At 38.1% G+C, this 15536-nt stretch carries 10 protein-coding genes and 1 riboswitch; of the genes, 6 read left to right on the forward strand and 4 right to left on the reverse strand.

Going from position 1 to position 15536, the window contains the following annotated elements:
- Positions 1-261: 261 nt before the first annotated feature.
- On the reverse strand, positions 262-2592 hold the full coding sequence (metE, locus tag GVN22_RS18705) for a 5-methyltetrahydropteroyltriglutamate--homocysteine S-methyltransferase (RefSeq protein WP_166552538.1): 2331 nt from the start codon (positions 2590-2592) through the stop codon (positions 262-264).
- Between the two features lie 485 nt (positions 2593-3077).
- Positions 3078-3276: riboswitch (cobalamin riboswitch) on the reverse strand.
- A 336-nt stretch (positions 3277-3612) separates the two neighbouring features.
- On the opposite strand from metE, the gene GVN22_RS18710 reads away from it, so the two are divergent.
- From GVN22_RS18710 to GVN22_RS18720, 3 genes are all read left to right on the forward strand, one after another.
- On the forward strand, positions 3613-4695 hold the full coding sequence (locus GVN22_RS18710; RefSeq protein WP_166552539.1) for an efflux RND transporter periplasmic adaptor subunit: 1083 nt from the start codon (positions 3613-3615) through the stop codon (positions 4693-4695).
- Positions 4692-5951, forward strand: a complete 1260-nt coding sequence (locus GVN22_RS18715; RefSeq protein ID WP_166552540.1) for an FtsX-like permease family protein — start codon at positions 4692-4694, stop codon at positions 5949-5951. The genes GVN22_RS18710 and GVN22_RS18715 overlap by 4 nt, the downstream gene beginning before the upstream one ends.
- 72 nt (positions 5952-6023) lie before the next feature.
- Entirely contained in the window at positions 6024-6689 is a 666-nt protein-coding gene (locus GVN22_RS18720) for an ABC transporter ATP-binding protein (protein WP_166552541.1), read from the forward strand.
- A gap of 222 nt (positions 6690-6911) precedes the next feature.
- On the opposite strand, the gene rpiB is transcribed toward GVN22_RS18720, so the two are convergent.
- Entirely contained in the window at positions 6912-7346 is a 435-nt protein-coding gene (gene rpiB, locus GVN22_RS18725) for a ribose 5-phosphate isomerase B (protein ID WP_166552542.1), read from the reverse strand.
- A gap of 133 nt (positions 7347-7479) precedes the next feature.
- Here rpiB and GVN22_RS18730 point away from each other — a divergent pair, with 133 nt between their 5' ends.
- Entirely contained in the window at positions 7480-8211 is a 732-nt protein-coding gene (locus GVN22_RS18730) for a TIGR00730 family Rossman fold protein (RefSeq protein ID WP_095166495.1), read from the forward strand.
- A 156-nt stretch (positions 8212-8367) separates the two neighbouring features.
- On the opposite strand, the gene aroB is transcribed toward GVN22_RS18730, so the two are convergent.
- Both aroB and GVN22_RS18740 read right to left on the reverse strand, forming a co-directional pair.
- Positions 8368-9405: a 3-dehydroquinate synthase gene (aroB, locus tag GVN22_RS18735; RefSeq protein ID WP_166552543.1), complete on the reverse strand. Its 1038-nt coding sequence runs from the start codon at positions 9403-9405 to the stop codon at positions 8368-8370.
- Between the two features lie 129 nt (positions 9406-9534).
- Positions 9535-10278 carry a DeoR/GlpR family DNA-binding transcription regulator gene (locus GVN22_RS18740; RefSeq protein WP_166552544.1) on the reverse strand — a complete coding sequence of 248 codons (744 nt, stop codon included), beginning with the start codon at positions 10276-10278 and terminating at the stop codon, positions 9535-9537.
- Positions 10279-10536: 258 nt separating this feature from the next.
- On the opposite strand from GVN22_RS18740, the gene GVN22_RS18745 reads away from it, so the two are divergent.
- On the forward strand, positions 10537-13665 hold the full coding sequence (locus GVN22_RS18745) for a SusC/RagA family TonB-linked outer membrane protein (protein WP_166552545.1): 3129 nt from the start codon (positions 10537-10539) through the stop codon (positions 13663-13665).
- Between the two features lie 75 nt (positions 13666-13740).
- Positions 13741-15048, forward strand: a complete 1308-nt coding sequence (locus tag GVN22_RS18750; protein WP_166552546.1) for a RagB/SusD family nutrient uptake outer membrane protein — start codon at positions 13741-13743, stop codon at positions 15046-15048.
- Positions 15049-15536: the final 488 nt, after the last annotated feature.

A 15536-nucleotide genomic window follows, 5' to 3' on the forward strand; every position in this document is an offset into this window, starting at 1 on the left:
ATACAAAAAGTAACAAAAAAATCAAGAATTTATAAACTCGCTGCGCTCAAACAGTATAAATTCATTGCTTACGCAAGCAATTTTAAGAAAGTTTAAACAGCTTCAATATCAAAAAAGCGGTCGAAAAATAATTTTCGACCGCTTTTTTGATGCTATTATACTATAAATGAATGGCTTAAGACGCAATCATTGCGTCTCTGGTGAAATATAAAATATAATCACTCATCCACTCAATCACCATTCACTCAATTCAGGATAGGACTATTTTACTGTTGCACCAACTTCGGCTCTTAATGCTTCAGCAGCGCCTACCATGTTTTTCAAGGCTTTTTCCGTTTCTTCCCAATGACGAGTCTTCAATCCACAATCAGGATTTACCCAAAGGTTTTCTAATGGAATATAGGTCAATGCTTTTTCCAAAAGAGTTGTAATTTCTTCAACTGTCGGTACTCTTGGGGAGTGAATATCATATACCCCTGGTCCAATTTCGTTTGGATATTTAAACTCCGCAAACGCATCCAGTAACTCCATTTGCGAACGAGAAGTTTCAATCGTAATGACATCAGCATCCAAATCAGCAATCGAATCGATAATATCATTAAATTCTGAATAGCAAGCATGTGTATGTATTTGTGTACGATTAGATACGCCTGAAGCACTCAAACGAAAGGCTTTTACTGCCCAATCCAAGTAAATTGGCGCATTTTCTTTTCTTAAAGGTAGACCTTCACGTATGGCTGGTTCGTCAATCTGGATAATTTTGATGCCTGCTTTTTCTAAAGCAACAACTTCCTCACGGATAGCCAATGCCAACTGAAATGCTGTTAGTCGTCTTGGTTGGTCGTCTCTCACAAATGACCATTGTAACATGGTGATTGGTCCTGTGAGCATTCCTTTCACAATTTTAGAAGTTTGTGATTGTGCATATTTCGTCCAGCGAACTGTCATATCTCCTTTGCGCTCAATATCTCCAAAAATAATGGGAGGTTTCACACAACGGCTACCATAACTTTGTACCCAGCCATTTTGAGAAAATACATAACCAGACAATAGCTCACCAAAGTATTCAACCATATCATTACGCTCAAACTCGCCATGAACTAATACGTCCAAGCACAATTCTTCTTGCCAATGAATGGCCTTTTTGATTTCAGTTTCTACTTCTTGTGTATAAACTTCATCAGAAATAAGACCTTTTTTATAATTAGCTCTCAACTGACGCACTTCTGTCGTTTGAGGAAAAGAACCAATCGTGGTTGTAGGCAACAATGGTAACTGTAATAATTCTTTTTGAATTGACTGGCGAAGTGCAAATGGTGCTTCACGCTCAAAATCAGCATTTTTAATACCTTGAATTTGAGATTTAACCGTTGGACGATGAATGAGTGTTGAAGACTTTCTACTTTCAATAGCCTGTTGATTTTCGGTCAAAATAGAAGCTAAACTGCTAAACAATTGTGGATTGGTCAAATCAGCCAATGTACGCACCTCTTTCAATTTTTGTTTAGCGAAAGCCATCCAATTTTTGATAGTTGGAGTTAATACACTTTCGTCTTTTTCCAAATCCAAATCATAAGGCGTATGCAATAATGAACACGATGGTGCAATCCAAACACGCTCTTCTCCAAGTTTTGAAAGAGCTTTTTCAATGAAACTTAAAGAGTTGGTATAATCATTTTTCCAAATATTTCTACCATCTACTAAGCCCAACGAAAGCTTGATAGTTCCATTGACAAAAGCTTCCTGATCGAGAATATCTCCTAATTGCGACGGACAACGAACTAAATCGACATGAAGGCAATCGACAGGGAGGCTTAAGGTAGTAGATAAATTATCGCCAGAACATTCAAAATAAGTCGCCAAAACGATTTGAAGGGCAGGCAATGCTTTTCTAATTTGCTGATAAACTTCTTGGAAAACAGCTCTTTCTTTTGTCGACAAATCCATCACCAAACAAGGCTCATCGATTTGAATCGTATGTGCGCCACGACTTTCAAGTTCCTGTAATAACTCGATATAAACAGGCAACAAACGTTGAATCAAGTCTAGACGATTAAATCCTTTTTCCTTTTCTTTTCCTAAAAGCAAATAAGATACGGGGCCAATCAAGACAGGTTTGGTGATTATATCCAATCGTTTTGCCTCTTCAAACTCTTGAATGGGCTTATTTGAGAATCTATAAAACTGTTGATTTTTGGTAAATTCTGGCACGATATAGTGGTAATTGGTATCAAACCATTTGGTCATTTCGCAGGCTACTACGTCAAAACCTTCCTTCTGATAACCACGAGCCATAGCAAAATAAATATCTAATTCTTTGCTAGATTTTCCATCAACTAATGCCTGATAACGTTGTGGAATTACGCCTAGTGTCAATGACAAGTCTAAAACATGATCATACAAAGAAAAATCGTTGCTTGGAATAAGATCAATGCCATTTTCCTGCTGGATTTTCCAGTGTTCTAATCTCAACTGATATGCCTGAGACTGTAATTCTTCTTTACTGATTTTGCCTGACCAGTATTGTTCGCAGGCTTTTTTGAGTTCTCTTTTGCTACCGATACGTGGATAGCCAAGGATGTGAGTAAGCATGTTGGTTGAATGTTTAAAAATGAAATACTCAACCATTTAGGCACAACACACAAAACCTTCAACGAATGGAACAGATTTTTCAAAAGCTTTCAGGTATCAGCTTTCGGCTTTCTCAAAAGCAAACATCATGAAACACCACATTTTGATGATTAACAAAAGCTGACCTGAATTTATATCAATAGAGCTTATTAGTTTTATGAGTATGTTTAAAAATTTTATCTGGCATTTGTAGAAAAAACAAATTTTCATTTTGACACTCCTTACTTTTCTTGTCTTGACACAAGAAAAGTAACAAAAGAAAGTCAAGAAATCCTAAACTCGCCTGCGGCTCAAACAACAGGATTTCAGAAAAACAAATAGATACTTTTATTTTTCAATGACTTATAAAATTTAAACATAGTCTTAAAATCACTAATATGCTCAATTACTCATTCTCAAATGAGTTTGAAAAATCAATGCGCGTCCAACACCCTATTCGTGAGAGTCTTGTCATTGAGAAAAGTAGCAAGTCTCCTGACTTATAACATCGTTGTACTCCTTCTCATTCCAGCTGGAACAATGGATATATTGTACACGACTTGCCCCGAAGAGCGGTTAAATACAGTAGCACGTCTGTTCGTGATTCACACACGATTCCTTTTTAAATCAAAGCAACACTTTGATACTACTTTTCCGATTGATGTGTAAAATGGATAGGACAAAGGTAGATTGCCACAAAGATATATTTTTATACTTCACTGATTTTTAGTAAAAAATCAGATATTTAGATAAAAATAATCAATGATTTTAGTTATTTTATCTTTACAAATAGACAATAAAGGTTTATATATCTTTCAGGATTTTAACAAAAAGTAAAACTTCATATAGTATTTACCCAAGATTTTGACCATTATCAAGACAAAAACCAATTATCCTCATGATTGAGTTTGTAAAATCTTTCTAATTTTAAACATTCCTACATCATCAAACAAAATGATGCTTTGAGAGGCTGACGTATAAACAACTTTAAAGTTAACACACATGAAACATTGGTTGGCAGGAGTCTTACTGATAGGTCTGATAACAGGCTGTAAGAAAAAGGTGGAAACGATTTACCCTCAAATTCAGGCAATTTCCGAGTCTGTTTATGCTTCGGGGATCGTAAAAAGTGTCAATCAATATCAGGTTTTTCCTAAAAACGCAGGAGTTATTGCTTCTTTAAAAGTAAAAGAAGGTGATTTTGTCGAAAAAGGGCAAATTTTATTCGAAATCGCTAACCCTAGTGCAAAACTCAATATCGAGAATGCGGAGTTGAGTTTTGAAAATGCTTCTGTCAAATCTAATCATGAACGTTTGCGTGATGCGGTTATCGCCAAAGATTTAGCTTATCAAAAACTTCGTTCAGACTCCCTGCTTTGGCGTCGACAAAATGCTCTTTGGCAACAACAAATCGGAACAAAAGTAGATCAAGAACAGCGTGAACTAGCCTATCATAACTCCCAAACAGCCTTTCAATCCGCCGAAATACGAGTGAGCGAATTGCGTCGTCAGATTAAATTTTCAGCTGAACAATCTGCCAAAAATGTCGCTTTAGCCAAGAGTATTGCTTCTGACTTTGCCGTTCGTGCCGAGGTGTCTGGACGTATTTATAGTTTTTCGAAAGAAATAGGTGAAATGGTTACTATCCAAAACCCTGTGGCTATTATCGGCGATGCAAAAGCTTTTATGCTTGAATTACAAATCGACGAAGATGATATTACTCGTGTCAAAATTGGACAAAAAATATTACTCACTTTAGATAGTTACGACAAACAGGTATTTGAAGCCAGAGTTAATAGCATTGACCCTTTAATGAATGAAAAAACTAGGACTTTTACGGTAAAAGCTACCTTTATAGTGCAACCTCAAGTCTTGTATCCCAACCTCAATGTAGAGGCAAATATCATTACTGCTGAAAGGCCAAAAGTATTGACGATTCCAAGAAATTATTTGGTTGATGAACAGTTTGTCTTGGACAAAGATGGTCAAAAAAGAGCGGTAAAAGTTGGGCTAAAAGACTTCCAACGTGTCGAAATTTTATCAGGAATTACTGCCCAAGACGCTATCCAAAAACCTACGCTATGAACTACCCACTAATTTGGAATATTGCTCAATCGCTATCTTTGGCTCGTTGGAAACAAACCTTGGTGGCGGCTGTTGGGGTGATGTTTAGTATTACCATGTTCATAGCATTGTTGGGTTTTATGAACGGGCTCAACGACCTCTTGGATAGCTTAGTATTGAATAGAACCCCACATGTACGACTTTTTAACGAAATAAAAGCCAATGAAAATCAGCCTATTTTGTTGGATAATCGCTACAAGAAATACCATAATTTTATCAGGTCTATTAAACCTAATGGAAAAAATGCTCAGATTGCCAACAGCGCTGCCATCATTAATACGCTAAAAAAAGACAAACGTGTTTTGGGAATTTCCCCCAAAATGATTGCACAAGTTTTTTTTAATGTGGGCGAAACGGATGTAACAGGCGTAGTCAACGGAATAGATGTAGAGGCAGAAGCAAGACTTTTTTCCTTCGGCGACTATGTTACTGCGGGTTCGTATATGGATTTAAAAAATATTCCCAATAGTATTATTTTGGGAAAAGGCTTGGCAGACAAAATGTTGGCAAATATTGGCGATGTGGTACAAATCACCACCGCCAAAGGTGATAGATTTCCCTTAAAAGTTGTAGGATATTTCCAATCGGGACTGGGTGAGATAGACAAAGTTCAGAGTTATACTTCTTTAAAAACTGCCCAAAAACTCATCGGACAAAGCAATGCCTATGTGACCGATATTCAAATCAAATTGTATGATTTGAATATGGCACCTACGGTAAGCAAAGAATATGCACAAATTTTTGGCACTGATGCCGAGGATATTCAAACCGCTAATGCCCAGTTTGAAACTGGTAGCAGTTTACGCAGTTTGATTTCGTATGCAGTCGGCATTACATTACTCATAGTGGCTGGTTTCGGGATTTACAATATCTTGAATATGTTGATTTATGAAAAAATGGATACCATTGCCATTCTGAAAGCTACGGGTTTTGCAGGAAGCGATGTCAAAAAGATATTTATTACCATCGCTATTAGTATTGGTATATTGGGTGGTTGCACGGGACTGTTTTTCGGATTTCTGTTGTCACTATTAATCGATAATGTGCCCTTCAAAACGGCAGCTTTACCTACAATAAGTACCTATCCAGTGAATTATGACTTGAAATATTACTTGATAGGTATCACTTTTTCCTTGATTACAACCTATTTGGCAGGTTTGTTTCCAGCAAGAAAAGCCAGTAAAATTGACCCAGTAGATATTATTAGAGGAAAATAGCTTTTGGGGCAATCGGATGTCAGGTATCGGCATTCGGCAAGGGTCAATTCAACCATAAAATCTAAAATCGAAATGTTGCTTGAAGCCAAACATATCAATAAAAGCTTTCACGACCCTGTTACAGTGCCTATTTTGAAAGATGTAAGCATCGAAATACCTAAAGGTCAATTTACCTCTATTGTCGGAAAGTCTGGTTGTGGAAAATCGACCTTACTTTATATCCTTTCAACAATGGATACTGACTATGAGGGAGAATTGTGGATTGATGGGGAAAGGCTTACAGGTAAAACCGAAGCTGAATTGGCTCGTGTACGGAATGAAAAGATTGGATTTGTTTTTCAATTTCATTACCTCCTCAACGAATTTAGTGTGCTTCAAAACGTTATGTTGCCCGGACTAAAACTAGGAAAGATTTCTCATCAAGAATTAGAACATCGAGCCTTTGAGCATTTGCGAAAATTGGGCATGGATAGCAAGGCGCTAAAAAAAGCTAATCAGTTATCGGGTGGCGAAAAACAGCGGGTGGCTATCGCACGAGCACTTATCAACGACCCACTGATTATTATGGGTGACGAACCTACAGGAAATTTGGATAAGAAAAATACGGAGGTGGTTTTTGATATATTCCGTCAATTATCTGAAGAGTACAAACAGTCTTTATTGATTGTGACGCATGACCCTAATTTTGCTGAAAGAACACAGCGCATCATTGAAATGGAGGATGGAAGAGTCATTTGATAATTTGGAGATAAGCCTATTCTCATCTCCAAATTAGGGTTGTACGAAGGATTTCCAATAATTTCGGATTTGGGATTTCTGATTTCGGAAATAACGTAAATTACCTCTATTTTTTACAAAAATAAAAGATTACACTTCCGAAATCCCACATCCGATATCCGAAATAGACAGTTTCAGAATCCTTCGTACACTCCAATCTCCAAATTATCGAAGAATCATCGACTAGCATGGAATTTTATTCACACGCAATTGGTGGCGACCACCTTCAAATTCTGTATTCAAGAAAGTATCAACAATTGCAAAAGCTTCTTCTAAGCTCACAAATCTAGCAGGTACACAAACGATATTCGCATCGTTGTGCAAACGTACTAAATTGGCTACTTCTGTGTTCCAAGCCAAACCCGCACGAATTCCCTGATGCTTGTTGGCTGTAATAGCCACACCGTTGGCACTTCCGCACAATAAGATACCCAAATCAAACTCTTTTGTTTCAACTGCCGATGCTACTGGATGAGCAAAGTCAGGATAATCGCAAGATGCAGTGCTGTATGGACCAAAATCTTTTACCTCGTAACCTTTTGATTGTAAATAATTTACAATTTCTGCTTTGTACTCAAAACCTGCGTGGTCACCTCCGATGGCAATTTTCTTTGACATTTTTGAAAAAAATTCAGTGAATATGTAACAAAAAATATTTTTTTTACGTTAAGCTTTTTTGGTGCTTAGTGCAAAGGTACTGACCATTGTGCAAGAAACCATTATTTTGTAACGATAAAAACCGGAAAAAGCTATGACTGAAAGAGAAAGCGAAAAGTTGTTGAAAGAAGAAGACAAAATTAAAAGAGCTTTTGTTGACCACACTTGGGCAGAAATTCGTTCTGAAGAATCGTGGAGAGTATTCAAGATTATGTCAGAATTTGTAGAAGGTATCGACAAAATGGCCAAAATCGGCCCTTGTGTTTCGATTTTTGGCTCTGCTCGTACAAAACCTGACAATCCTTATTATATCATGGCTGAGGAAATTGCCGCTAAATTGGTTCGCCATGGATATGGTGTAATCACGGGTGGTGGTCCAGGTATTATGGAAGCAGGTAACAAAGGTGCTAAACTACAAGGAGGAAAATCTGTTGGTTTGAATATCGAATTGCCTTTCGAACAACATCCGAATCCATATATTGACAATGACAAGAGTATCAATTTTGACTTTTTCTTTGTACGCAAAGTAATGTTTGTCAAATACTCACAGGGCTTTATTATTATGCCAGGAGGCTTTGGTACACTCGACGAAATGTTTGAGTCTTTGACTTTGATTCAGACGCATAAACTTGGTCGTTTCCCTGTGGTGTTAGTGGGTAAAGAATACTGGGGTGGTTTGCTTGATTGGATTAAAACGACAATGGTAAATGCTGGTAACATCAATCCAGATGACTTGGATTTGATTTCGTTAGTAGATAACCCAACCGACGCTGTTCGCGTAATTGACGATTTCTACTCGAAATATTTGTTGAAACCGAATTTTTAGGGAGTGGAGTGGCAAAGGCACAAAGTGTTTTATCTTTCACTTTGTGCCTTTGCTACTTTATACCTCAATTCACACTTTGTGCCTCTGTGCCTTTGCTACTTTGTGCCTCAATTCACACTTTGTGCCTTTGTGCCTCTATCACTGTTCACTCATATACTAATTCACATCACCTCTATAATACGCCAAAGCGTCTTTCATTTCTTTGGCATTGATGGCAATATCAAAACCGCATTTTCCGATACCTTCCAATAAAGAGAATCTTACTTCTTTTCCTTTATTTTTCTTGTCTTGCGCCGTAAGTGCGATGATTTCTTCTACATCCTCTGCTTGGATGGTTGCGATACCATAAACAGAGAAAATAAATTCTTCTATTTCAGCTAATTCTTTTTGGGTAATCAATCCTTTTCTGAAACCTACAAACGCCTCACAAATCATCCCTGCTGCAATAGCTTCTCCGTGGAGTAAATGTAATTTTGGTTTACCCAAATAGAATGTTTCAATAGCGTGTCCAAGTGTGTGTCCAAAATTGAGTATTTTACGTAAACCCTTTTCTGTAGGATCCTGTGCCACAACTGCTTTTTTGATTTCGACAGAGTGACTAATCAAGTCAGCAAAATCTTGTGCTTCGAAGTCTTTACGTTTGATAATATCCCATTTGGCTTTGTCTGCAATCAAACAATGCTTCACGATTTCAGCAAAACCAGAACGCAATTCATTAAATGGTAAGGTTTTAGTGAAAATTGGATCTATCAAAACGGTATTGGGAATACGAAATACGCCAATATGATTTTTGAATCCATGAAAATCGATACCCAACTTCCCTCCTACACTAGCGTCTACCTGAGCCAACAAGGTTGTCGGAATTTGGATAAAATCAATTCCTCTTTTGTAGGTCGACGCACAAAAACCACCCATATCACCAATCACACCACCGCCGATATTCACAACCAAGCTGTGTCTATCCAATTCAGCATCTGTCATATCTTGCCAAATTTTTTCGCAAGTAGCTAAGGTTTTTTCTTGTTCCCCCGACTTGATTTGAGTGAGTGTATGCTTGGGTAAAAAAGGTTTTACGAGCGAATAGCAATGGCGTTTTGTATTTTCATCTACAATCACGTGTACCTTAGAGTACTTTGAATCAGATAAAAATTGAGGTAAACTTTCTGCGATAGGAGCAATTACAACTGACGACATTTTTGATTTTTGATTAACGTGAAATCGAATTTGAAACAATGAATAGTTGAAAGTGATATTTTTCAACCTACCCTCAAATTCAGATATTTTCTTCGTCAAAGTTACCCATTTTCCCCGAAAACCTCATCCTTATAAAACAAGTTTCACCTGAGACAAATAAGGTTGAATCGTATCATGCAAAGGCGAAAGCTCTGTAATCAAACAATCTATGTCGGCTGTCGGTGTTACTTTATAACGAAGCGCAGTGTTAAGTTTTTCCGAAATAGTGGGGATAATCATCTGTTTCGATGCTTTTATCATGGCCTTTTTGACCTGCACAATTTCATAATCCGAATCGGTGATACCATCCAAGTCCATGCCATTGATACCCAAAATACAAATATCTGCTTTGATTTCGCTGATTTTCTGAACCACCTCTGCCCCAATAGTTACTTTTGATGCATTGGAAAGCTGACCACCCAATAAAATCACATCGGCTTTAGGATGCTCGGCTAGTTCGAGGGCAATAAGTGGACTGATTGTAAAAAAAGTTACCTGTAAAGATTCTGGTAAACGCTTGGCAATTTCACGCATGGTAGTGCCTCCACTTGTAAGAATTACCATACCATCTTTAAATAGCTTTAAAGTTTTCATAGCAATTACCTCTTTCTTCTCATACGCATAAGTATCAGTCTGTACGGCGGCCATCTGATATGATTTTGACAAAGCTCCACCATGTACCTTCACAACACGTCCTTCTAAGGCTAACTCATTGAGATCACGCCGAATAGTATCTTCAGACACATCCAAAGCCATACTCAAATCTGAAGATAAGACTTTGTTGTGCAGGTTAATTTCCTTGATGATAAAGGCCTGTCTTTCTTTTTTTAACATACTATTGCGATTAGTAAGCATTAACCTTGCAGGTTTTTGCCGTTTTATTTGAGTATTAATGATTAATAATTAGGGAATTATACTTAGTTTTTGTAATATATTTATATAAATTTAAACAAATCTGAATAAAATCAATATTTTTGTCAATATTTCCTTGCTTAAAAATGCAGGTATTTGCCTGTTTTAATATTATATTCATGAAAATTTTAGCATAAAAGCGCAAAAATCATTCATCCAATTTTAACCATGTATTGACTTATGAAAAAAACTTTACAGAGACCTTTTATGGTTTTGGTTGCACTGATGCTGATGTCCATTTCGGCTCTTGCTCAAACCTATACCATCAAAGGAAAAATCACTTCTCAATCGACAAATGAGGCACTTGCGGGTACTTCGGTAATCATCAAAGGTACAACTTTGGGTACGGTTGCCGATGCTAAAGGTGAATACACCTTGCGTGCAAACCTCAAAGAAGGCAGCTATGAATTGATATTCCGTTCTATTGGATATAAAAATGCGACAAAAAATATCACGTTAGGGAATTCAAATACCCTCAACCTAGACCTTACCCTAAGCGATGACGATGCTTTTGCCTTGGACGAAGTTGTATTTACAGGTTCTACGTTATCGTCTAACAAACGTGAGCTTGGTAATACTATCAACTCGGTAAAAGCAGACGCACTCCAAAAGACAGGGACAACCAATTTGTTCTCGGCGTTGCAAGGAAAAATTCCGGGGGCGCAAATTACACAAAACTCAGGAGATCCTTCAGGTGGTATTAGTATTCGTTTGAGAGGTACTAAGTCTTTGAGAGGTAGCTCCGATCCACTTTATGTAATCGATGGGGTTGTTGTAAGTAATGCTTCGTCGAACGTATCTCAAATCGCTGTAGACGCTCAAGCGGGTGTTGCTAACCTTGGTACCAACCGTATGGCGGATATTAACCCTCAGGATATTGAAACTATCAACGTATTGAATGGTGCAGCAGCGGCAGCAGTGTACGGTTCACGTGCAAGCAACGGGGTGGTAATTATTACGACCAAACGAGGTAAGTCAGGAACACCAAAGGTGACCTTCTCAACAAGCATGAGTGTAAATCAATTGCGAAAAAAAGTATTTGTGAGCACATACGGGAAACAGTTTGGCTTTGCTGGTTTACGTTTACATACTATCGGAGGAGTCTCGGCAGCTCAAATTGCGGCAAATCCTGGCGTAACTACAACCAATATCTTGAGAGATGGAACCAGTACTCCTTTAGCCACAAATTTGGTAGATGTTACTCGTTATGACTATCAAGACCAAATTTTCAGAACTGGCGTAGGCACCGACAATTATCTATCTATTACGGGTGGTAATGAAAAAACACAGTATTTGGCGTCGGTTTCGTATATGAAAAATCAAGGCATTATTAAAGGTGCTGATTTTCAGCGTTACGGACTTAAAGTACGAGTTGACCAGCACTTGAATAACTGGGCTAAAGTTTCAGCAGGTTTGAATTATATCAACACCTTCTCAAATGAAAAGCCAAATGGAAACGTGTTTTATAGCCCTATCAACTCTGTAAACATCACCAACAATATTTATGATATTACCAAACGTGATGCAGCAGGAAACCTCTTGGCTGTAGAACCTACTCGTGTAAACCCATTATCTACCATTGAGGATATGGATTTTTCACAGGCTACCAACCGTACTATTGCGGACTTACAATTGAACTTGACGCCAGCCAAAGGGCTTACGATTGACTGGGTAATGGGTATTGACGCTTTTTCTCAATTAGGAAAAAATACCATCAAACCATATCCTTACGCTACTGAAGCAGGCTTGCCACTAGAGCGCTACCCAATGGGTTTTGCTGCAACAGCTAGTAGTAATACGTTTTTGTTCAATACTGACGTAAATATTGGTTATGACAAAAATCTTTCGGATGATGTAAAGATGACGTTAACGGCTGGTTTTAACCACCAATATACGCAAACAGATATAAGTACAACTACTGGTCAGAACTTGGCTCCATTTATCGAAACTGTTAGTGGAGCCGCTTCGACCACGGTAACTGCAACCTACGGACTCGACAGATATGCAGTAACTGGACAGTTTTTTCAAGCTACTTTTGGGTACAAAAATCGCGCGTTCTTGACAGGAGCTATTCGTCGTGATGGTTCGACTATTTTCTCACCAGACCAAACAAACCAATTATATCCAAAAATCAGTGGTTCGTATGTATTGGTTGAAGGAAAAGACGGTTGGTTAAATGGTGCCAAATTACGTGCCTCATTTGGTGATGCGGGTGGTTTGACAGCTTTGGGTACTTATGACCGTTTTTGGCAATTTTCTCCTGCTGCCTATTTGGGTAAAAGTACCATTTTGCCAGGTCGTCAGTTAGCCAACCCATCGGTAAAACCTGAACGTATGCGTGAGTTAGAATTTGGGGGAGATTTTTCTTTAGTAAAAAACAAAGTATCTCTAGGTTTGACTTATTACTCACAAAATATCACCGACTTGGTGGTAAACCGTGTACTAGCCGCTTCGTCGGGTGGAACGAGTATTGTAAACAACGTGGGTGAAATGCAAAACAAAGGTTTTGAAGTTTCATTGGGTGCCAATGTTATCAAAACCAAAGATTTCTCATGGGATGCTAATGTGGTATTTAGTAGCAACCGCAACAAAATCACCAAACTTCCTGGTGGCAACGTCGCTATTACCAACGCAGCGGGCGCTCCTATCTTCTTGATTGAAGGTCAACCAGCATCGGTATTCTATGGCAACCCTTATGCACGCAATGCAGACGGCTCGTTATTACTTACCCCACAAGGTTTTCCACAACGTGAACGTGGTACACAAACGGGCATTTTGAGTTATACCCCACAAAGAGATGCCTCAGGACAACCAACAGGTGCATTTATTACTTCTGTTATCGGTAATCCAAATCCAGACTGGACAGGCTCATTTAGCTCTAATTTTCAGTATAAAAAATTATCTCTTCGTTTCCTATTGGATGCTATTCAAGGCGTACAAGTATTCAACGCTGACAAGCGTACTCGTAACAACGTAGGTATTGGCGACTTAGCCGAAGCCGAACTTCGTGGCACGGCTCCTCGTGGTACTGTTTTCGCCCTTGTTCCAATTGAAGAATATCGTGTAGATAATGGTTCATTTGTCAAGCTTCGAGAAGTATCATTAGGATATTCTTTTGTAAAAGCCTTAGCTGGTAAATACGACTTAAATGTATCATTAGTGGGTCGTAACTTAGTTTCGTGGGATAACTACAACGGTTTTGACCCAGAAACAAACGCAGGTGGTAACAGTAGCTTATTGAGAGGTGTAGACTTTGGTAATATTCCAATTCCTCGTACTTATCAGTTGACTATTTCTGCAAACTTCTAATAACAGGACTAGCAGAATTCACTTTCAATTGTACAAAAGAAAATTTTAGTTAGAGCATTAACAACCTTTATAGGTATGAAAAAATATTTCAATAAACTATCAATTTTGGGATTAGCACTGACCTTAGGACTTACGGGTTGTCAGAGCGAATATCTCAACCCAAGTTCGGCCAGTGAAACACAAGTAGTAAACGACCCAAATGGCTTAATTGCCTTGTGTAATGGTTTACAATATCGTTTTACGGTGTCTCGTACTAGTCCAGTTTACGCTTCAGTTACGGCGGCAGGTTTGACGACAAAGTCTCTTACGGTACTCAACGCTGGTAATGCCGATGAAGATTTCTTACAAAAAGGCGGTGCCAATGTTACTGAAACCAACGGCGTTGTCAAAAACCTTTGGGAGCAATCCAATCTAGTAAAAGCTAACGCTGATTTGATTTTGAACAATGTATCAAAAGTAAATGACCCTGCTTTGAAAGCCTATATCTCGGCACACGCTTCAATTTTCAAGGCTATTTCTTTAGGTACATTAGCGCAGTTCTTTGAAAAAGCACCAGTGAAAGTTTCTGAAAATGCAGCATTTAATACTCGTCAAGAGGTTTTACAAGAAGCTGTAACACTCTTAGAATCAGCAGCGAGCGCTGTGGCTACAACTACCGCTCCTACGACCTTTACTAACAGAATTGTTGGAGGAATCGACTATGTAAATACAGCTTATGCCTTGGCTTCAAGATATTATTTAATGTTGGGAAACAATGATAAAGCCATTGAACTTGCAAATAAAGTAGACCTTACCAAAAAGTCAGAATATAAGTTTGATGACCAAAGTCGTAACCCTATTTTCGAAACAGCATTGAGTAATATCAACGTGTATCAGCCATTGGATTTGAATATGGGTTTGCCTGCCAATTTGGCACCTAACACAGCCGACAAACGCATTGATTTTTACTTCAGTTCACGCACTCCAGTACAAGGAGTATATCGTGGAAAAGGATTTTTTACAGCCAATACTATCTCGATTCCAGTGTATTTACCAGGTGAAATAAGCTTGATTAAGGCGGAAGCTTATGCAAGAAAAAATGACTTGACCAATGCTGTAGTTGAATTGAACAAAGTATTGACCAAAACTACCGATGCTTGGGGACTTGGGGCTGGCTTAACGGCGTATTCGGGTGCCAATACACAAGATGCGGTATTGACCGAAATTTACAGAAATCGTCGTATCGAATTATATATGTCTGGTTTGGATCTAGAAGATTCAAGAAGATTTGCACGTCCAGGATTTGACAAAGGTACGAGTGCTGAGCGCTCTCGCAATTATTACCCTTATCCAAATACCGAACGTTTGAACAACCCTTCAACACCGAGTAATCCTGACAATTAAACCATTTTACCTTTAATCAACACAACTAAATAACAAAACAGAAAGGGGTAAGCCTCCGCTTGCCCTTTTCACTGTTTTGAATGAAAAAGACCTGAGATCTATTGCATTGAATTACGAATGTTAAGTTTGAGTGAATATTATAATTTTTATTTTTTTATAAACAAATCATTCTAAACACTATCAGTACCAACATTCAGTGTACTCAAACCTATGGATGTATTCATTTTAAGTAAAAGAATTGTTAGTTTTATTTTAGTCTCATCCTAAGCACTTAATCAACTGACTTTAAGCACTTTCAGATAGACAACATACAATTGAATAACATTTTACTTACCTCTATTTAACTGATTATACACCACCTTCGGTTTGTCTTTTCTATTCTTGTTTCATTTCTCTAGTTGGTAGTTTCTAGTAGCATTCTCAGCGCACTAGAAAAGTACTGTCATTCCGTTTTTTCACATAAACCATACACAATGTCTTTTCAAATC

The sequence above is a fragment of the Cellulophaga sp. BC115SP genome (genome assembly GCF_009905545.1).
GTDB lineage: Bacteria > Bacteroidota > Bacteroidia > Cytophagales > Spirosomataceae > Flectobacillus > Flectobacillus rivi.